Origin of the sequence: Ralstonia sp. PBBBR1 (assembly GCF_002256165.1) — a bacterium.
GTDB lineage: Bacteria > Pseudomonadota > Gammaproteobacteria > Burkholderiales > Burkholderiaceae > Ralstonia > Ralstonia thomasii.
Genome location: NZ_NKIL01000010.1, coordinates 134,857 through 154,192, shown reverse-complemented (window position 1 = coordinate 154,192; position 19,336 = coordinate 134,857). Strand labels below are relative to the sequence as shown.

Genomic DNA, 19,336 nt, shown 5'->3' with positions numbered 1-19,336 from the left:
TTAGGGACCGCCCGGAACGAAATCCAATGCCATTTTTACATCGGGTTATGCATTGAACGCATAACCCCGGGGTCGAATTCGATGGCCCGTTCAGCCCGCCAGCGCGCTCCACAGCGTGTCGATCAGCTCGCGTTTGCGCTTGGACTGGGGGTGCCGACGGTCATGTGCGCCGCTCTGGGGGTGCTCACGGTAAAGCCGGATTTCCATCTCGATCGACAACGTACCGCCGCCCTTGCCTTCCGCGCGCACGAGGCGACCCGCTGCCACATCCTCGCGCACCGCACTCTCGGGCAGGAAGGCCACGCCATGGCCCGCCAGCGCCATCACCTTGAGCGCCTCGGCCATGTCGGTTTCGTAGCACTTGTCGAGCAGCGGCGCCACCGGCGAGTTTTCCAGCAGCACATCCACCATGCGCCCGAGAAAGGCATTGGGCGTATAGCTCAGGTAGGCGATGGGTTTGCGTGCGGTGGGAACGAGTCGATAGATCGGCCGCCCGCTGGCATCGGGCTTGGAGAACGGCGAAAGCCGCTCGGTGCCCAGCACCAGCATGTCGTAGCGCGTGGGGTCGAGCTGGATCATCTGCCGCGCGTGGTGATAGACCATCACGAGATCGCAGCCGCCCTCCACCAGCGTCATCACCGCATCGTGCACATTAAGCGCGCGCAGCCTGCATTGCAGCTTGCCGATCTTCTCTTCCACCTGCGCGAGCCAGCCGGGGAAGAACGTCAGCGATAGCGTATGCGGCACGGCAAAGTCGATCGTCGACGCACTGGCCGGACGCTGGCCGCGCATCAGTGCGCGCGTCTCGCTCACCTGGGCGAGCATCGCCAAAGCCTGTTCGTAGAAGACCTCTCCGGCGGGCGTCAGGCGAGTTGGGTAGCTTGATCGGTCGATCAGCTCATTGCCGAGCCAGGCTTCGAGGGATTGAATGCGCCGCGAAAACGCCGGCTGCGTCACATGCCGCAGCTCGGCCGAGCGCGAAAAGCTGCGCGTCTCGGCCAGGCTGATGAAGTCTTCCAGCCATTTGAGTTCCATCGGATTGCCTCTCCCTCAACCTGCTCGGGCGTCTTCTGCTTCTTCGGCAACGCGCTCTGGCTCGCGTGCCTGCATGCGCCACATCTGCGCGTAACGGCCTTCCGCACGCAACAACGATTCATGCGTGCCTCGCTCGATGATGCGACCGTGCTCCATCACCAGAATCTGGTGCGCACGGACGATGGTCGACAACCGGTGCGCAACGACCAGCGTGGTGTGGTTCTGCGCCAGGCGCATCAGCTCTTCCTGGATGGCGTGCTCGGTGCGCGAGTCGAGCGCAGACGTCGCTTCGTCAAACACGAGAATCGGCGGGCGCTTGAGCAAGGTGCGTGCAATCGCCACACGCTGCTTCTCGCCGCCGGAGAGCTTCAGGCCGCGCTCGCCGACTTGCGTCTCGTAGCCGTCGGGCAGCGATTCGACAAAGTGGTGAATCTGCGCCGCGCGGGCGGCTTCAATCACCTCTTCGCGGCTCGCATCCGGGCGGCCGTAAGCAATGTTGTAGTAGATGCTGTCGTTGAAGAGCACCGTGTCTTGCGGAACGATGCCGATGGCAGCGCGCACGCTCGATTGCGTGACATCGCGCAGGTCCTGACCGTCGATCTGGATAGCGCCCGACTTCACGTCATAGAAGCGGAACAGCAGGCGCGCCAGGGTCGACTTGCCCGAGCCGCTCTGCCCAACGACGGCGGTGGTCGTGCCGGCCGGAATCGTGAAATCCACGTCGAACAGGATCTGGCGATTGGCTTCGTAGCTGAAGTCGACATGCGCGAAGCGCACTTCGCCCGCATGCACCGTCAGCGGCGGAGCGTCGGGCTTGTCGGCGACTTCGCGGTTGGTCTGCAGCAGGTTGAACATGCGGTCCATGTCGGTCACGGCCTGCTTCAGCTCGCGGTAGATCACGCCCAGGAAGTTGAGCGGAATGTAGATCTGCAGCATCAGCGTGTTGACCAGCACGAGGTCGCCCAGCGTCATGTGCCCCGCCGCCACACCTTGCGTGGCGCGATACAGGATCAGGATGAGCGCCGTGGCCACAATGAGCTGCTGGCCGAAGTTCAGCACCGACAAAGAATTCTGCGAGCGGATGGCTGCGGCGCGGTAGTGCTTCAGGTTCTCGTCGTAGCGACGTGCTTCGTAGTCTTCGTTGCCGAAGTACTTGACCGTTTCAAAGTTCAGCAGCGAATCGATCGCCTTCTGGTTGGCGCGCGAATCTAGCTCGTTCATCTTGCGGCGGAAGTGCGTGCGCCAGTTCGTCACCGTCACCGTAAACACGATGTAGCTGACCAGCGCGCAAAACGTGATGAGCGCGAACCACACGTCGTACTTCACGAAGAAATACGTGATGACGAGGCCGACTTCCACCAGCGTCGGCAGGATGCTGTACAGCGAATACGAGATGAGCGACTGGATGCCGCGTGTGCCGCGCTCGATATCGCGGCTCATGCCGCCGGTCTGGCGCTCCAGATGAAAGCGCAGCGACAGCGCGTGCAGATGGCGGAACACCTGCAGTGCGAGCGTGCGCACCGAACTCTCCGTGACCTTCGCGAACAGGATTTCGCGCAGCTCCGAGAACAGCGACGTCGACAGCCGCAGCAGCCCGTAACCAATGATGATGCCCACCGGCACAACCAGCAGCGCGCGCGGGTCGGACGGCGACACGTTCATGGCATCGATCAGCCGCTTCATGACCATCGGCACACCGAGGTTTGCCACCTTGGCCGCGATCAGAAACGACAGCGCCAGCGCCACCCGCCACTTGTAGGCCAGTAGATACGGCAGCAGGCTCTTGATGGTGCGCCAGTCGCCGCGGGCAGCCCCCGGCGGAGGCGGTTCGGAAGAGGCGGGAAAGCGGCGCATGTGCGGTGCAATAAAATGGCGGATTGTGTATTCTCCCACCGATCACCTGCGCGCGCCCCAGGCGCGCTGGTGGGCCCTCCCTCCCGCCTCAATGCTGCCCTGCATCATCATGTCCGATACCCATGCCGCCACTGAAACCGTCACGCTGCCCGCCGACAAGCAGCCCGCCGTGCGCGTGATGCCCATGCCGTCCGACGCCAACGTCCACGGTGATGTGTTTGGCGGCTGGATCATGTCGCAGGTGGACATTGCCGGGTCGATCCCAGCCGTGGTACGCGCCAACGGCCGTGTCGCCACGATCGCGGTCAACTCGTTTGTCTTCAAGCAACCTGTGTACGTGGGCGATCTGGTGAGCTTCTACGCTAACGTGGTCAAGACGGGGCGCACGTCGATCACCGTGGATGTGGAGGTCTATGCGCAACGCATGCACGCCAGCGGTCGCCACGCCACCGTCAAGGTGACGGAAGCCACCCTCACCTACGTGGCGACCGACGAGACTCGCAAGCCGCGCGTGCTGCCGCCGCTCTGAAGGGGCAACGGCCAAGAAAAAACCCGGCTTCGCGCCGGGTTTTCTTTTGCAGGTGAACGATTCGCTCAGTTGAACTTGGAGAAATCCGGGCGGCGCTTTTCGAAGAACGCCGTGAACGCCTCGCGCGCCTCGGGGGCACGCAGCATTTCCCCAAATTGCTTGCCTTCCACCGACATGCGCTCGGCGATCTGCGGCGTGGCGCCCTCCTTCATCAGGCGCTTGGTGGCGCGCAGCGATGCGGGCGGCAGCAGCGTCAGCTTGCGCGCCTGCGTACGCACGAAGGCATCCAGCTCGCCAGCCGGCAGCACGCGATTGACCAGCCCCAGCTCGCGCGCTTCGTTCGCGTCGAACGGCTCGCCGAAGAGCAGCTTGTCCGCCGCGCGGTGATAGCCGGCCAACTGCGGCAGCAGCAAGCTCGACGCGGCCTCCGGACAGAGCCCCAACTGCGCGAACGGCATCGACAGCTTGGCCGTCTCGGATGCGTAGACGAGATCGCAATGCAGCAGCATCGTCGTGCCCACGCCGACAGCCGCGCCGCTCACCGAGGCGATCAGCGGCTTGCTCGCCGTGCTGATTGCCTTCAGGAACTGGTGCACGGGAGCACTCTCGTCCTTGGGCGGATTCTTCATGAAGTCTTCGAGATCGTTGCCCGCCGTGAACACGCTCTCGTGGCCGGCCAGCACAATCACGCGGATGGCGGGATCGGTTTCGGCAGCCACCAGGGCATCGGCCAACGTTTGATACATCGCGGCCGTGATGGCGTTCTTGCGGTCCAGACGATCAAAGGTCAGCGTCAGGACGCCGTCTGCGGTCTCGGTACGAATCGACATGAAAACTCCAGGTGAAGCCTGCGCGGCTAAATCGGCACAGGCGAGTCAGATAGATAACCGACGGAGAACGCGTTGGCCCCCACGTTCAACGCCACGGTCAGGCTCATCGGCGCGAGCAGCACTTCCACGCCGTGCTCCTGTGCGGTTCGCATCAACGCTTGCACCGGCTCCATGCGGCGCACGGTATCGAGCGAACCGGAATACGTGATCGCCACCACCGGCGTGGCCAGACGCTCCTCGGTAATCATGGTTTCGGTGTGCGCGAGCAGGCGGCGAATTCCCTCGTCAGAGCCGCGCACCTTGGCGATGGCTTCGGTGTCGCCGCGGTGCATATGAATGAGCGGCCGCACGTTGAAGGCCGTGCCCATCATGTAGCGCCCCCAGGTGATGCTCTTCTCGCCCTTCTGCTTGGCGCGCGTGTACATGTACAGCAACTCATCGGGCACGAGATAGACGTGTGAGGCATCGCGCAGGCGATTCTCGATCACGTGCACCACGTCACGCACCTCTGCGCCTTCCCGCAACATGCGTGCTGCTTCATGCACCATCAGCGCTTGGCCCGGGCCAATGGCGCCGGTATCGACCACCGTCAACTCGAACAGCCCTGAGCGGCCCGCATCCTTGCGTGGCTTGAAGCTCTTGGCCGTGGTGCCCACCACCGCGCCGGTTGCGTGGCTGTAGAAATGACTGCGCGAGCTGGCAATCGTCAGCAGCAAGGCACGGTCGTGCTGCGTGACCACGTGCTTGAGCAGGAAGTCTTCAATCTCGCGTTCGAGCAGCGGAATCGATTCGGCATAGTGATCCTGCTTGTCGACGAGGTATTTGCGATAAAGCTGCGGCAGCGCCACCTCGTCGCGGCGGTCTTCCACAAACAATTCGCCCGCACGAATGCGGAACGGCACTACGCCCAACCCCAGTTGATCGATCATCGAGCGTGGCATGTCGCATGCCGCGTCGGTCAATACGATTGTGTCGCCGATAGTGTTGCCCATCGCACGCCCTCCTCTTGGTGCACCGCCGGTGGCCCGGTGGTGTGTCTCCTCTGTTGCGGAATCATGGTTCCGCTTCTGTCGCGATGCCGGCTAGGTGCCGGCCGCGTTCTTCGGCGCGCTTGTTGATGTAGTACTGCGCGCGCCTGCGCAATCATGCGTGTTGAGACGGGCGATTTACAAGCAGGGGGAAGAACTTAATCCTTCCCCCTGACGTGGGGTCACATGCGTTCGAAAATGCCCGCAGCGCCCATGCCGGTGCCGACGCACATCGTCACCATGCCGTACTTCTGGTTGCGACGGCGCAGGCCGTGCACCACCGTGGCCGCACGAATGGCACCGGTGGCGCCCAGCGGGTGGCCCAGCGCGATCGCGCCACCCAGCGGGTTGATCTTGCTGGTGTCCAGGCCCAGGTCCTGGATCACGGCCAGCGACTGCGCGGCGAACGCTTCGTTCAGCTCGATCCAGTCGATCTGGTCCTGCGTCAGGCCGCCCGCCTTCAGCGCGGCAGGAATCGCTTCCTTCGGACCAATCCCCATGATCTCCGGCGGCACACCGCGCACCGCAAACGACACAAAGCGCGCCAGCGGCACCAGGTTGAACTGCTTGAGGATCTTCTCCGACACCAGGATCAGCGCGCCCGAGCCGTCCGACGTCTGCGAGCTGTTGCCGGCCGTCACGCTGCCCTTATTCGCGAACACGGCGCGCAGCTTGCCCAGGCCTTCGACCGACGTATCGGAACGCGGGCCTTCATCCAGCGACATCGTGCGCGTCTTGATGTCGATTGCGCCCGTACCCAGGTTCGGGAACTTCTCGATGATCTCGATCGGGGTGATCTCGTCCTTGAACTCGCCGGCTTGCTGCGCGGCCAGCGCCTTCTGGTGCGAAGCCAGCGAGAAGGCGTCCTGCGCCTCGCGCGAGATCTTCCATTGCTGGGCGACCTTCTCCGCCGTCAGGCCCATGCCGTAGGCGATGCCGACGTTCTCGTCGCGCGTGAAAATCTCCGGCGACATCGACGGCGAGTTGCCCATCATCGGCACCATGCTCATCGATTCGACACCGGCGGCGATCATCACGTCGGATTCGCCCACCCGGATGCGGTCAGCCGCCATGGCCACGGCGGTCAGGCCAGAGGCGCAGAAGCGGTTGACGGTTACACCGCCCACAGAGTTGGGCAGGCCGGCCAGCAGCGCGCCGATACGCGCCACGTTCAGGCCCTGCTGCGCTTCCGGAATCGCACAGCCGACGATGGCGTCTTCGATCAACGCCGGGTCCAGGTTCGGCACCTGGGCGACAGCACTCTTGAGGATGGTCGCCAGCAGGTCATCCGGGCGCAGGTTCTTGAGCGTGCCCTTGGGCGCCTTGCCGATCGGGGAACGCGTCGCTGCGACGATATAGGCGTCTTGCAATTGCTTGGTCATGATGAAACTCCTGTTTCTCTGTCGTCGCGGCGATTAGTTACGCACCGGCTTGCCGGTCTGCAGCATGCCCATGATGCGTTCCTGGGTCTTGGAGCTGCCGAGCAGGTCCACGAAGGCCTTGCGCTCCAGCGCCAGCAGCCATTCTTCATCCACCAGCGCGCCGGCTTCGACGTCACCGCCGCACACGGCTTCAGCGATGCGCGAGGCAATCGTGAAGTCGTGCTGCGAGATGAAGCCGCCGTCACGCATGTTCACCAGCGACGCCTTGATCGTCGCGATACCCGAACGACCTGCCACCGGAATGCCCACCGGACGCAGCGGCGCGCGGTAGCCCGAGTCGGACAGCGCGCGCACTTCATTGCGCGCAACGTGCAGCAATTCGTGCACGTTGAACACAATCGTGTCGGTCGGTTGCAGGTAGCCGATCTTCTGCGCGTCCAGCGCGGAAGACGACACCTTGGCCATAGCCGCAGCCTGGAAGCGGTTGGTCAGGAACTGCAGGATGTTCGTGCTGCCCGCTGCCTGCGCAGCCTTGGCAGCGGCCAAGGCCGCTTCCTTCAGGCCGCCACCTGCCGGCACCAGGCCCACGCCCACTTCCACGAGACCGATGTACGTCTCCAGCGCAGCCACACGCTTGGCCGAGTGCAGCAGCAGTTCGCAGCCGCCGCCCAGTGCGATGCCCGATGCGGCCGACACGACCGGCACGCCGGCGTACTTCACACGCATCATGCCGTCCTGAAACTTCTTGACGAACGGCTCGATGCCCTTGGCGCCGCCCATCATAAAGGCGGGCATGGCTTCTTCGAGGTTTGCACCGGCGGAGAACGGGCCGCCCGGCGCGCCCAGCTTGAGAGACGTCGGCTGCCACACCACCAGACCCTTATAGCCGGCTTCGGCCAGATCAACGGCACGCGTCAGACCGTCGATGACGCTCGGTCCGATCGTATTCATCTTGCTCTTGAACGAGACGACCAGCACGTCGTCCTGCCCTGCCGCATCGTCCACCCAGATGCGCACGGCGTCGGTCTCTTCGATGGTCTTGCCATACGTGAGCGGATTGACCGTGGTCGCACCCTTGATGGGTGCGCGGAACACCTGGCGGCCGTACACCGGCAGCGTGCTGCGTTGCAGGAACGTGCCCTGTTTGGCCGACCACGAACCCTGTGCCGAATGCACACCGCCGTTGTCCGCCACTGGGCCGGAAAACACCCACTGCGGCAGCGCTGCGTTCGACAGCGCCTTGCCGGCTTCGATGTCTTCCTTCACCCACTCGGCCACCTGCTTCCAGCCCGCCTCTTGCCAGTCTTCGAACGGGCCGCTGTTCCAGCCGAAGCCCCAGCGGATCGCCAGATCCACTTCCGCGGCGGAGTCGGCAATTTGCTCCAGGTACACGGCGATGTAGTGGAACACGTCACGGAACACAGCCCACAGGAACTGCGCCTGCGGGTTGGTCGATTCGCGCAGCAGCTTCAGACGCTCGGCCGGCTCCTTCTTCAGGATGCGCACAACGATGTCATCCGCCTTCTTGCCACTTGGGCCGTACTGGCCGCTTTGCGGATCCAGCACCTTGATTTCTTTGCCTTCCTTTTTGTAGAAACCGGCGCCGGCCTTCTGGCCCAGGGCGCCCGCCTCCACCAGCTTGGCCAGCACGGGCGGCGTAGCGTAGACCGGAGCGAACGGATCCTCCTTCAGGTTGTCCTGCATCGTCTTGATGACGTGCGCCATCGTGTCCAGGCCCACCACGTCCGCCGTGCGGAACGTCGCTGACTTGGCACGGCCCAGCTTCGAGCCCGTCAGGTCATCGACCACGTCGAACGGAATGCCGTACTTGGCCGACTCCGCAAATACGGCCAGGATCGAGAAGATGCCGACGCGGTTGGCGATGAAGTTGGGCGTGTCCTTCGCGCGCACCACGCCCTTGCCGAGCGCGGAGGTCAGGAACGTTTCCAGCTGGTCGAGAATGTCGCCGCGCGTGTGGGCAGTCGGGATCAGCTCGACCAGGTGCATGTAGCGCGGCGGATTGAAGAAGTGCACGCCGCAGAAGCGCGACTTCAGCTCGGCATCAAAGCCATCGGATAGTTCGGTGATCGACAGACCCGACGTGTTGGAGGCAAAGATCGCATGCGAGGCGATGTGCGGCGCGACCTTCTTGTACAGGTCGTGCTTCCAGTCCATGCGCTCGGCAATCGCTTCGATGACGAGGTCGCAGTCGCGCAGCTTCTCGATGTCGTCTTCGTAGTTCGCAGCCTGGATGAGGTTCGCGTCATCCTTGATGCCGAGCGGTGCCGGCGACAGCTTCTTCAGGTTTTCAATGGCTTTGAGCGCGATGCCGCTCTTGGGGCCTTCCTTGGCCGGCAGGTCGAACAGCGTCACGGGAACCTTGGCGTTGACCAGGTGCGCGGCAATCTGCGCGCCCATCACGCCGGCGCCCAGCACAGCAACGCGCCGGACGAGGAAATTGGAACGCTGGCCGGCCTGCGGCTGCGCGCTGGTGGGGAGTTCAGTGCGGGTCATGGTGTCCTCGCGGGAGGTGAGGAAGAGACAAGCGGGGCGACGGTCTTTGCGCGTCGCCCCGGGTAAGTGCGCCTGTTAGAACAGGTCGGCTTCGAGTGCCATCAGCGTCGCGCCGCCGGCACGTGCCATGCGGATCTGCGAAGCGGTCTCAGGCAGCAGCTTGGCAAAGTAGAAGCGCGCCGTCGCCAGCTTGACCTTGTAGAACGAGTCGCCACTGTCTTGCTTTTCCAGAGCGATCTTGGCCATGCGGGCCCAGAAGTACGAGAACACCAGATGGCCGACCACACGCAGGTACGGCACAGCGGCGGCGCCGACTTCGTCCGGGTTGGCCATTGCCTTCATGCCGATTTCCATGGTCAGCTTCTGGACCTTGTCACCGATGTCGGCCAGCGGGTTGATGAATTCCTGCATGGCTTCGTTGGTGCCTTCGGCTTCCACAAAGTCCTGGACCAGCTTGCCGAATTTCTTCATCTTGGCGCCCATGTCGCCGAGGATCTTGCGGCCCAGCAGGTCCAGCGACTGCACGGTATTCGTGCCTTCGTAGATCATGTTGATGCGGGCGTCGCGCACGTACTGCTCCATGCCCCACTCGGCGATGTAGCCGTGGCCGCCGAATACCTGCATGCCTTCGTTGGTGGAGATGAATGCGTTGTCGCTCAGGAAAGCCTTGGCGATCGGCGTCAGCAGCGCGACGAGGTCGGCGGCGTCCTTGCGCGCCGACTCATCGGAGTGCGACAGCTCTCGGTCGATCTGAAGGGCGATCCAGTAGCTAAATGCACGGCCGCCTTCGGCAAAGGCGCGTTGCGTCAGCAGCATGCGGCGCACGTCCGGGTGCACGATGATCGGGTCGGCCGGCTTGTCCGGAGCCTTCGGGCCCGACAGGCTGCGCATCTGCAGACGTTCCTTGGCGTAGGCAGCGGAGTTTTGGTACGCGACTTCGGTCAGGCCCAGGCTCTGCATGCCGACGCCGAGACGGGCGGCGTTCATCATCACGAACATGGCGTTCAGGCCCTTGTTCGGCTCGCCGACCATCCAACCGCGCGCACCGTCCAGATTGATCACGCAGGTAGCGTTGCCGTGAATGCCCATCTTGTGTTCGATGGAGCCGCACTTCACGGTGTTGCGCTCGCCCGGGTTGCCGTTGGCATCGGGGATGAACTTGGGCACCACGAACAGCGAGATGCCCTTCGTGCCGCCCGGCGCGTCCGGCAGACGTGCCAGCACCAGGTGAATGATGTTCTCGGCCAGGTCGTGCTCGCCCGCCGAGATGAAGATCTTCGTGCCGGTGATGGCATACGAGCCATCGGCCAGCGGTTCAGCCTTGGTGCGCAGAATGCCCAGGTCGGTGCCGCAATGCGGCTCGGTCAGACACATCGTGCCGGTCCACACGCCCGACACCAGTTTCGGCAGGTAACGCTGCTTGAGCTCGTCGGTGCCGTGTGCGTGCAGGGCTTCGTACGCGCCATGCGACAGGCCCGGATACATCGTCCAGGCCTGGTTGGCCGAATTCAGCATCTCGTACAGCGCGTTGTTGATCAGGATGGGCAGACCTTGGCCGCCGTATTCCGGATCGCAGCCCAGCGAGGGCCAGCCGGCCTCGACGTACTGTTGATACGCCTCCTTGAAGCCCTTCGGAGCGGTCACCACGCCGTCGCCGTGGTACGTGCAGCCCTCGCGATCGCCGGACTGATTGAGCGGGAAGATGACTTCGGAGCAGAACTTGCCCGCTTCCTCGATCACCTGGTTGATGGTGTCGGCATCGATCTCCGCGTGCTGCGGCATCTCCTTCAGGTGGTTCTCCACGCCGAGAAGCTCGTGGAGAACAAACTGCATGTCACGCAGCGGTGCGGTGTATTGACCCATCTTGCAACTCCTTGGTGTGTACTGCGCGACCGCTAGGTGTGCGATGCCGCGTCAGGTTCGGTAAGACTGAATGAGTTTGTTGAGCGCCACCATGGCCAGTTCGGCACTGTTCGGCAACCGCAGGAAACGCGCATCGTGATGCAGACCCAGCTCGAGGCTGTACATCTCGAAGAGCATCAATTGCGGGTCCGCTTCTGCACGCAGATGGCCTTCTTCCTTCGCCTGTGCAATCGCGCGGGCCAAAGCTGCACGCCAGATCGTCACGCTCTTGACGAGTTCGTCGCGCACCGGGCTTTCGGCACGATCGTCGTACTCCACCGCGCCGCTGATATAGATGCAGCCCGTGGTCACCTCCTGAATGCGGCGCTCCATCCAGCGTCGCACCATGCTCCACAGGCGCGGCAGACCGCGCGGTTCCGTCAAGCTCGGGTAGAAGACTTCCTGCTCGAACCGTTTGTGATACTCGCGAACCACTTCCACCTGCAGATCCTCACGCGAGCCGAAGTGCGCGAACACCCCGCTCTTGCTCATCTGCATGCGCTCCGCGAGCACACCGATCGTCAATCCTTCCAGTCCGTCGCGCGAGGCCAGTTCCAGCGCGGCATCGAGAATCGCTGCACGCGTCAACTCGCCCTTTCGCATCGGCGTGGCTGCTGCGTGATTCGATTCGAGACGAGCGGTCGGGTGACGCATGATGATTTCTCTCCGTTCTTTTCTGGGGCGTGACACGCGAGAAAATTGGCTTCTTGCAGGGCGCCTTTCGCGTGCCGGGCAGGACTGTAAACCAGCCTGCGCAAACACTCTAGCCCAAAATCGAACGGTCGTTCAATTATTTACAGGGGGCCTTTGAGCGGCAAGTGTTTTATTAGAAAGGGGCATCTAAATGGCGACACCGAATCGCCACCTTTCGCGGTGCAGCGCGAATCCAGCAAGCCCTTTAAATGAAAGGCTTTGCGGGGTGTGCGCCGCACCCAAGAAACGCGTGCGGCGTGGCACAGTGGATGGGTTTTCTAGTGCTACCCATCAGTAAATAGACAGCCTCAAAATCAGACCGGCGTGATGCCCGCACACATCGCGCCACGGCGGAAGATGCGAGCGTCCATTTCGCGTAGGTCGGCTGCCACGGCAACCTCCGCGACACACTGGTCCAGTACATCACGCTGCAGATCGATGCCGGGGGCGATTTCTGTGAGGGTGAGGCGCCGACCGCCGTTGCCATCGGCGCGCATCTCGAAGACGGCGCGCTCGGTCACATAGCGCACGGGAATGCCCGATCGCGCCGCATATTCACCGTTGAAGGTCAGGTGCGACACGGCGGGCACGATCTTCTTGAGCCGTCCTTCGCGCACGATGCGCAGCTTGCCGCCTTCGGCTTCGACCTGCAGGCCGCCGGCGGTGAGCGTGCCCATGAACACGATTGAACGAGCGCTCTGCGTGATGTTGATGAAGCCGCCAACGCCGGCGACAATGGTGTCGCCGCCCTCGCCGAACAGGCTGACGTTGACGTTGCCGGCGCCGTCCAGTTCTGCCAGACCGAGGATGGCGAGATCAATGCCACCGCCCTCGTAGAAGTCGAACTGCGCGGGCTGGTCCACCACGGCCTCAGGGTAAGCCGAGGCACCAAAGCTGAGACCATCCGCCGGCGTGCCGCCGATGGGGCCGGCCTCCACGGTGAGCGTGAAACCGCGCGCCCCCTCCTGTTCAGCCAGGGCGCCGACCGCTGCCGGCATGCCCACGCCGAGGTTCACGACGCGCGGTTGCTGCGCCATCAGTTCCAGCACGGCGCGGCGTTGCACCAGCGTGCGGGCGTCGAGCGCGCCGTGCTGGCTCGCCTCCAGCGCGTCGCTCGCTTCGATGGCGTCTTCCTTGAGCTGGATCGCCTCGCCTTGCCAGGGGCGGATATAGGTTGGGTTGAACGCCTCGCCGAAGGTCATCTGGTGTTCGGCTTCATCCTCGGCAACGACCACGTAATCGACAAGGATGCCCGGCACGTGGATCGCCTGCAGGTTGTCATGCCGATCGACGAGCCGACGCACCTGCGCGATGACGATGCCGCCCGAGTTGCGCGCGGCCTGCGCCATGGCCAGCAACTCGTGGTGAAAGGCTTCTTCGTGCGTGCTGATGTTGCCGCGCGGGTCGGCGGCAGTGCCGCGCAGAAAGACGCAGTGCAGCGGGAAGCTGGGGTAGAAGAGATAGTCATCGCCCCGAAAGCGCTCGTATTCGACCCAGGACGCCTTACCTGCCGCTCGCGCCGCCTTGGCGCGGCGATTGATCGCCCCACCGTGGTAGCGCGGGTCAAGCTCCGTGCGTGGGTCGACGAAGGTATGCAGGCCCATCTTGGTCAGCACGCCGGGCTTGCCGCCCGCGATGGCGCGGTACAGATGCGTGAGCACGCCCTGCGGCAGGTTGAACGCATCGCATTGCTCGGCAAGCGCCATGTCTGCGAGCCGCGTGGCCGAGCGCCAATGCCCGCCCACCACACAGCGCGTCATCCCTGGATTGCCGAAATGGTTGACGCCGCGCGTAGCGCGATCCCCCTGTCCGGCGGAGTAGACCAGTGTGAGATCGCGCGGTTCGCCTGTGGTCAGAAAGCGGCGTTCCAGCGCGTGCGTGACGGCCTCTGCATGGCCCGCGCCGACAAACCCCGCGCATGCCACCGTCCACCCGGGCTGCACCAATCGCGCGGCCTCATCCGCTGTGATGACTTGCATGTCTCCTCCGTCTTGTTTGTTTTGTAGATGTCCGTACCACTAATACTGTGCTGCGCGCCCGCTGATGACGACGCCAAGGCGCACGAGCCGGTAGGCGCACCAATCTGCCAGGCGCCACCACCAGCGGCGCGCGGCGTGTGCATCGGCCAGGACGCGGCGTGCGTGATGGGCCATGGCGCATTCCAGCGCGCCGCGCAGTTCGTTGGCCACGGTCGAATCCCACACCACTACGTTCGCTTCGCGAGCAAGTAGCAGGCTGAATGGGTCGATGTTGCTCGAGCCGACCGTTGCCCAGCGATCATCCACCACGGCCACCTTGGCGTGCAGGAAGCTGGCGGTGTATTCGTGGATCTCGACGTTGTCGCGCAGCAGCATGTGATACAGCGACCGCGTCGCGTAGTGCTGCAGCCGGTATTCGACCTGCCCCTGCAGCAACAGGCGCACGCGCACACCGCGCCGTCGACATGCAGCCAGCGCACGCATGAAACGCACACCCGGCAAAAAGTACGCGTTGGCGATGATTACCTCGTGCCGCGCCGCACCCAGCGCGCGCAGATATTCGCGTTCGATCGCGCGTCGGTTACGGACATTGTCACGCAGCACCAGCGAAGCCAGCACGGTGCCCGGTGCGCGCTCACTTTCTCGCCCGGATGCTCCGCGATGTCGTGGCCGCGGCGTATCCGTCATCACCGGAAACTCGGCGGCGACGCCCGTGACGCCCACCTCCCGCATGCCAACGCGCACGCCCATTTGCCACCAGAGCCGGTCGACGGTCAGCGCAATCTGCGAGACCAGCGGGCCGCGCACCCGCACGGCAAAGTCGTAACGCGGCCCCAGCGCGGTGTCGTTAAACGGCGCGTGATTCAGGTCGTCGATGATGTTGATGCCACCCACGAATGCCTCGTCGTCATCGATGACGGCGATCTTGCGATGCAGCCGTCGCAAGTAGCGGCGCTGCAGGCGGAAACCGCGCACCGGACGATAGATGCGCAAGTTCACACCCGCCGTTTCGAGCATCGCCGCAATGCTCGGGGGCAGCAGGCCGGTGCCGAAGCCGTCGATGGTCAGGTGGACATCCACGCCGCGGCGCGCCGCGCGGGCGAGCGCTTCGGTCACGCTGTGGGCGGTGGCGTCGTCGGTGTAGATGTAGGTTTCGAGCGCGACGCGGCGTTGAGCGGCATCGATGGCTTCGATCAGTGCGGGGAAGAACTCGGCGCCACCGCACAGCAGGTCGACGTCGTTGCCCGGCAGGGGCTTACCCCGCCGCCACTCCGAGCGCAGCGGACCCGCATCGCGCACGACCCTCATGGATGCGCCAGTTCAGCTAGCAGGGGAACGTGATCGGAGCGCTGCGCCCATTCGCGGCCGGTCAGCGCATGCGCACGTTCAATATCGAAACCGCGTACGTAGATGCGGTCTAGACGCAACCACGGCATGTGGCTCGGGAAGGTGCGCACCGGGCGCGCGTTGGCGGCCTTGTCGGCCACTTCGGTCGCCCCCAGCGCTTGGCAAATCGTGCGATCGAGCCGGTTGTTCCAATCGTTGAAATCGCCCGCCACCACGAGCGGCGCATCGGGTGGCACGACCGAACGCACGCGATCGACGAGCGCCTCCGCCTGCCGCTGCCGGCTGCGGGCGAACAGGCCGAAGTGTGCACACAGCAGGTGCACTTCGCCGAAGCCGAGATCGGTCACGGCGTGCAGCAGTCCGCGCTGCTCGAAACGGTGGTCGGAGATATCCAAGTTTTCCGACAGCAGGATCGGAAACCGCGACAGAATGGCGTTGCCGTGATGCCCGTGCTCGTAGACGGCATTGCGGCCATAGACGGTGTGCGGATAGACGTCCGTCGCAAGGTAGCGCAGCTGCGTGTAATTCGGGTCGAACAGTTCTGCGGCGACCAGGCGGTCGTTGCGGTCCTGCACCTCCTGCAGGAAGACGATGTCGGCGTCCATGGTGTGCAGACCCTGCCGCACATCATGCACGCGCACGCGCCGCGCAATGCCCGTCACGCCCTTGTGGATGTTGTAGGTGGCAACGCGCAAACGCAGCATGTCAGGCCTGGTCCTTTGTCAGAGCCGCCTGACGGGCATGATAGGCAGCGAGGCGCTCGGGCAACTGCAGGATGGCCTCGGCGTTGCTGCGCGAGAAGCAGCGCGCGGCGGCATCTTGGTAGGGCAACCATTCGGCTTGCACATGCTCGCGCGGAGACATCCGCACCGGCATCTTGCCGCTCACCAGCAGGCCGAACCAATGCTCGGTGTTGCGCGTGATGCCCGGCGCGTAGCGATGCCGCCAGCGCGGGTAGATTTCGTATTCGATATGGTGGCCCCAGTCGATCAGATGATGCTGGGCTGCGTCGATGCCGGTTTCTTCCAGCACCTCCCGGCGGGCCGTGTCGGCCAGAGGTTCGTCGAGCGCGTCGCAACTACCCGTCACGGATTGCCAGAAGCCCGGATGATCTGCCCGCTCCATCACCAACACATGCAAATCGGGCGTGTGGATGACGACGAGAACGGAGACGGGAATCTTGTGCGGCATGGGCGTGGGTTGCTGCGTGCTTCGATGACGGCGCGATCGCGCTGCAAGTCCATAGCTTACCGCAGCCAGAAGCGTGCCACCGTGACGTTCAGCGTGCTGCCATGCCGTGGCAGCGATCAGGCAGCGCGCAGCGGCCCTTGACCCGTGCGCGTGCGGGCAAGCCACAGTGCCGTCTCATCCGTCGCCGTTTCGTGACCAAGCTCGCGACGGGCTACGGCCACCAGCGGATCAAGCATCGCAGCATAGTCATCGGCTGCACGCTGCGATTGCGCCCACAACACCTCCGTACGCTCCCCGAGTTGTTGGCGAAGCGCCGCGAGCTGTGCGGTCAACTCGCGTTCGCGATTGCCAAGCGTGTTGAATTTCTGGATGAGAAAGCGCTGCACATCGGTCTGCTCCGATTGCGCGTTGGCCTGGTCGAAGCGTTCAACGATGGCCGAGGTCTCTCGCTCGATGCGATGCAGTTCGCTGGAGCCCTCGCGCTCGGCGGTCTCCAGCGCTTGCAGGGCGCGGCGTTCGGCCTGCAAAACACGCGCGTGATCGGCAAAGCGGCGTTCTGCCGCCAAGTGAACTTCGGCCAGCGGGCGCGGCGTGTCGTATACGAGCGGATGCACGGGCATGCCTGGTGCCGCCGGCGGCAACGCCGTCTCAGGCAAACGCAGGTTCGCGACGGCGTGCAGCCAATGCATCCGGTCCGCCGAGAGGTGACCGAGTGCGCGCATCGCCTCGACCAAACCCGGAGAGGATGCCGATGCGGATACGCCCGGATGTGCGCTCTGCGCCGCCGCAATTTCGGGCACGCACGCCGCAACCGTGGTGGCCACAGCCTCGGTCATCGCCATGGCGGCACGCCGGGTGGCGCGGCGTATTTCGATCCAGGCCAGCGTCATCACCAGCAGCGCAGTGATCAGCCAAGTCAGCAGGAACTCAGCGTGGGTGACGACCCATGTGCGCGCAAAGTCGATGTAATCCATCTGAACAACCCTCCTTCATTGTCACCCAACGTGACAGAAACACGAAAGATTCGGTTTAGCACGCAATGTTCCCGAGCGCTGCAAGTTGCCCCGCAGGCGCCCAAAAACAAACCGCGCCGCCCTTGTCAGGCGGCGCGGTTTGTTGTGGAGCGTTGGCGCGGGTGCTTAGGCGGTCGTTGCAGCCGTCGGGGCAACCACCTTGGCCTCGGCGGCGCGCAGGCGAATATGCAGCTCGCGCAATTGCTTTTCGTCGACCGGGCTCGGTGCCTGCGTCAGCAGATCCTGCGCACGCTGCGTCTTCGGGAAGGCGATCACGTCACGGATCGAATCGGCACCGGCCATCATCGTGACGACGCGATCCAGACCGAACGCGATACCGCCGTGCGGGGGCGCGCCGTACTGTAGCGCGTCCAGCAGGAAGCCGAACTTGGCACGCGCTTCCTCGTCGTTGATCTTCAGCGCGCGGAACACCTTGCTCTGCACTTCTTCGCGGTAGATCCGCACCGAGCCGCCGCCGATTTCCCAGCCGTTCAGCACCATGTCGTAAGCCTTGGCGATGCACTTGCCCGGATCGGTTTCCAGGTATTCCAGATGCTCGTCCTTCGGGCTCGTGAACGGGTGGTGCATGGCCACCCAGCGCGCGTCTTCCTCGTCGTACTCGAACATCGGGAAGTCGATCACCCACAGCGGCTTCCAGGCGTCTTCGAACAGGCCGGTGCTCTTGGCGAAGTCCGAATGGCCGACCTTCAGGCGCAGCGCACCCATCGCGTCGTTGACCACCTTGGCGCGGTCGGCGCCGAAGAACAGGATGTCGCCATCCTGTGCGCCGCTGCGCTTGAGGATCTCGGCGATGGCCGCATCGTGCAGGTTCTTCACGATCGGCGATTGCAGGCCGTCGCGGCCCTTGGCCACTTCGTTGACCTTGATCCAGGCCAGGCCCTTGGCGCCGTAGATTTCGACGAACTTGGTGTACGCGTCGATATCGCCACGCGACAGGGAAGCACCGCCCGGCACACGCAGTGCCACGACGCGGCCGCCTTCTGCGTTGGCCGGGCCGGAGAACACCTTGAAGTCGACGTCCTTCATGGCGTCGGTCAGTTCGGTGAATTCGAGCTTGACGCGCAGGTCCGGCTTGTCCGAACCGAAGCGGGCCATCGCCTCGCGGAACTCCATCACCGGGAACTTGGCATCCAGGTCCACCGACATGGTGTTCTTGAACACCGTGCGGATCATCTCTTCAAACAGGTCGCGAATCTCCTGCTCGTTCAGGAACGACGTTTCGCAGTCGATCTGGGTGAACTCGGGCTGACGGTCGGCGCGCAGGTCTTCATCGCGGAAGCACTTGGTGATCTGGTAGTAGCGATCAAAGCCCGACACCATCAGCATCTGCTTGAAGAGCTGCGGCGATTGCGGCAGCGCGAAGAACTGGCCGGCGTTCACGCGCGACGGCACCAGATAGTCGCGCGCACCTTCCGGCGTGCTCTTGGTCAGCATCGGCGTTTCGATGTCGATGAAGCCCTTGTCGTCGAGGTACTTGCGCACTTCCATCGCGACCTTGTAGCGCAGGCGCAGGTTGTATTGCATCTGCGGACGGCGCAGGTCCAGCACGCGGTGCGTCAGGCGCGTGGTCTCCGACAGGTTGTCGTCGTCCAGCTGGAACGGCGGCGTGACGGAGGCGTTGAGCACCGTCAACTCGTGGCACAGCACTTCAACTTTGCCGCTGGTCAGGTTGGCGTTGGTGGTGCCTTCCGGGCGGGCGCGCACGACGCCCTTCACCTGCAGGCAGAACTCGTTGCGCACACCTTCGGCCACCTTGAACATCTCCGGGCGGTCCGGGTCGCAGACGACCTGCACCAAGCCTTCACGGTCGCGCAGGTCGATGAAGATCACGCCACCGTGGTCGCGACGACGATGGGCCCAGCCCGACAGCGTGACGCTCTGGCCGAGCAGTTGTTCGGTGACCTGACCGCAGTATTGAGTACGCATTTGCATGTTGTGGTTTTCCGCGAAGCGCGCCGCCAATGAAGCGTCGCGCATGAAAGTTGATCGGGAGGCCGGCGTCGATTCGACTTCGTTCG

Annotated in this window: 15 protein-coding genes; 1 reads left to right on the top strand and 14 read right to left on the bottom strand. The window is 63.9% G+C overall.

The genetic code is table 11. The annotated features are described in order from the left end of the window. Positions 1-90: 90 nt before the first annotated feature. Positions 91-1,035 (bottom strand): LysR family transcriptional regulator, encoded by a 945-nt coding sequence (locus tag CFE42_RS18905; RefSeq protein WP_004633215.1) that lies wholly within the window; start codon positions 1,033-1,035, stop codon positions 91-93. Positions 1,036-1,050: 15 nt separating this feature from the next. Beyond that, complete coding sequence (locus CFE42_RS18900) at positions 1,051-2,889, bottom strand: ABC transporter ATP-binding protein/permease (protein ID WP_004633216.1); 1,839 nt, start codon at positions 2,887-2,889, stop codon at positions 1,051-1,053. Positions 2,890-2,980: 91 nt separating this feature from the next. Between CFE42_RS18900 and CFE42_RS18895 the strand changes: the two genes are divergently transcribed. Beyond that, on the top strand, positions 2,981-3,418 hold the full coding sequence (locus tag CFE42_RS18895; RefSeq protein ID WP_004633219.1) for an acyl-CoA thioesterase: 438 nt from the start codon (positions 2,981-2,983) through the stop codon (positions 3,416-3,418). 65 nt (positions 3,419-3,483) lie between these two features. Here CFE42_RS18895 and CFE42_RS18890 read toward each other — a convergent pair whose 3' ends face one another. The 12 genes from CFE42_RS18890 to aspS all read right to left on the bottom strand — a co-directional run bounded on the left by CFE42_RS18890 (position 3,484) and on the right by aspS (position 19,295). Further along, complete coding sequence (locus CFE42_RS18890) at positions 3,484-4,248, bottom strand: enoyl-CoA hydratase (RefSeq protein WP_004633222.1); 765 nt, start codon at positions 4,246-4,248, stop codon at positions 3,484-3,486. A 26-nt stretch (positions 4,249-4,274) separates the two neighbouring features. Further along, complete coding sequence (locus CFE42_RS18885) at positions 4,275-5,240, bottom strand: DegV family protein (protein WP_004633224.1); 966 nt, start codon at positions 5,238-5,240, stop codon at positions 4,275-4,277. Between the two features lie 218 nt (positions 5,241-5,458). Further along, complete coding sequence (locus CFE42_RS18880) at positions 5,459-6,658, bottom strand: acetyl-CoA C-acyltransferase (protein ID WP_004633227.1); 1,200 nt, start codon at positions 6,656-6,658, stop codon at positions 5,459-5,461. 33 nt (positions 6,659-6,691) lie between these two features. Beyond that, the gene (locus CFE42_RS18875) at positions 6,692-9,172 is read right to left on the bottom strand and encodes a 3-hydroxyacyl-CoA dehydrogenase/enoyl-CoA hydratase family protein (protein ID WP_004633230.1); all 2,481 of its coding nucleotides are present in this window, start codon (positions 9,170-9,172) and stop codon (positions 6,692-6,694) included. 75 nt (positions 9,173-9,247) lie between these two features. Beyond that, positions 9,248-11,035, bottom strand: a complete 1,788-nt coding sequence (locus CFE42_RS18870) for an acyl-CoA dehydrogenase C-terminal domain-containing protein (RefSeq protein ID WP_004633232.1) — start codon at positions 11,033-11,035, stop codon at positions 9,248-9,250. 51 nt (positions 11,036-11,086) lie between these two features. Beyond that, complete coding sequence (locus CFE42_RS18865) at positions 11,087-11,677, bottom strand: TetR/AcrR family transcriptional regulator (protein WP_021196492.1); 591 nt, start codon at positions 11,675-11,677, stop codon at positions 11,087-11,089. A 404-nt stretch (positions 11,678-12,081) separates the two neighbouring features. Beyond that, the gene (locus CFE42_RS18860; RefSeq protein ID WP_004633238.1) at positions 12,082-13,746 is read right to left on the bottom strand and encodes an acyl CoA:acetate/3-ketoacid CoA transferase; all 1,665 of its coding nucleotides are present in this window, start codon (positions 13,744-13,746) and stop codon (positions 12,082-12,084) included. Between the two features lie 39 nt (positions 13,747-13,785). Beyond that, a complete protein-coding gene (gene clsB / locus CFE42_RS18855; RefSeq protein ID WP_004633241.1) occupies positions 13,786-15,054 on the bottom strand; it encodes a cardiolipin synthase ClsB in 1,269 nt (422 codons plus the stop codon). Next, on the bottom strand, positions 15,051-15,797 hold the full coding sequence (locus tag CFE42_RS18850) for an endonuclease/exonuclease/phosphatase family protein (protein WP_004633242.1): 747 nt from the start codon (positions 15,795-15,797) through the stop codon (positions 15,051-15,053). Before CFE42_RS18850 ends, clsB begins: the two co-directional genes overlap by 4 nt. Position 15,798: 1 nt before the next feature. Continuing rightward, positions 15,799-16,284 (bottom strand): dihydroneopterin triphosphate diphosphatase, encoded by a 486-nt coding sequence (nudB, locus tag CFE42_RS18845; protein ID WP_004633244.1) that lies wholly within the window; start codon positions 16,282-16,284, stop codon positions 15,799-15,801. 116 nt (positions 16,285-16,400) lie between these two features. Further along, positions 16,401-17,258 carry a hypothetical protein gene (locus CFE42_RS18840; protein WP_004633247.1) on the bottom strand — a complete coding sequence of 286 codons (858 nt, stop codon included), beginning with the start codon at positions 17,256-17,258 and terminating at the stop codon, positions 16,401-16,403. Positions 17,259-17,423: 165 nt separating this feature from the next. Then, entirely contained in the window at positions 17,424-19,295 is a 1,872-nt protein-coding gene (gene aspS, locus CFE42_RS18835; RefSeq protein ID WP_004633249.1) for an aspartate--tRNA ligase, read from the bottom strand. Between the last annotated feature and the right edge of the window lie 41 nt (positions 19,296-19,336).

Bases quoted from the DNA above. Each gene is read 5' to 3' on its own strand.
- CFE42_RS18905 (WP_004633215.1), bottom strand. From the start codon at position 1,035: ATGGAACTCAAATGGCTGGAAGACTTCATCAGCCTGGCCGAGACGCGC.
- CFE42_RS18900 (WP_004633216.1), bottom strand. From the start codon at position 2,889: ATGCGCCGCTTTCCCGCCTCTTCCGAACCGCCTCCGCCGGGGGCTGCC.
- CFE42_RS18895 (WP_004633219.1), top strand. From the start codon at position 2,981: ATGCTGCCCTGCATCATCATGTCCGATACCCATGCCGCCACTGAAACC.
- CFE42_RS18890 (WP_004633222.1), bottom strand. From the start codon at position 4,248: ATGTCGATTCGTACCGAGACCGCAGACGGCGTCCTGACGCTGACCTTT.
- CFE42_RS18885 (WP_004633224.1), bottom strand. From the start codon at position 5,240: ATGGGCAACACTATCGGCGACACAATCGTATTGACCGACGCGGCATGC.
- CFE42_RS18880 (WP_004633227.1), bottom strand. From the start codon at position 6,658: ATGACCAAGCAATTGCAAGACGCCTATATCGTCGCAGCGACGCGTTCC.
- CFE42_RS18875 (WP_004633230.1), bottom strand. From the start codon at position 9,172: ATGACCCGCACTGAACTCCCCACCAGCGCGCAGCCGCAGGCCGGCCAG.
- CFE42_RS18870 (WP_004633232.1), bottom strand. From the start codon at position 11,035: ATGGGTCAATACACCGCACCGCTGCGTGACATGCAGTTTGTTCTCCAC.
- CFE42_RS18865 (WP_021196492.1), bottom strand. From the start codon at position 11,677: ATGCGAAAGGGCGAGTTGACGCGTGCAGCGATTCTCGATGCCGCGCTG.
- CFE42_RS18860 (WP_004633238.1), bottom strand. From the start codon at position 13,746: ATGCAAGTCATCACAGCGGATGAGGCCGCGCGATTGGTGCAGCCCGGG.
- clsB (WP_004633241.1), bottom strand. From the start codon at position 15,054: ATGAGGGTCGTGCGCGATGCGGGTCCGCTGCGCTCGGAGTGGCGGCGG.
- CFE42_RS18850 (WP_004633242.1), bottom strand. From the start codon at position 15,797: ATGCTGCGTTTGCGCGTTGCCACCTACAACATCCACAAGGGCGTGACG.
- nudB (WP_004633244.1), bottom strand. From the start codon at position 16,284: ATGCCGCACAAGATTCCCGTCTCCGTTCTCGTCGTCATCCACACGCCC.
- CFE42_RS18840 (WP_004633247.1), bottom strand. From the start codon at position 17,258: ATGGATTACATCGACTTTGCGCGCACATGGGTCGTCACCCACGCTGAG.
- aspS (WP_004633249.1), bottom strand. From the start codon at position 19,295: ATGCGCGACGCTTCATTGGCGGCGCGCTTCGCGGAAAACCACAACATG.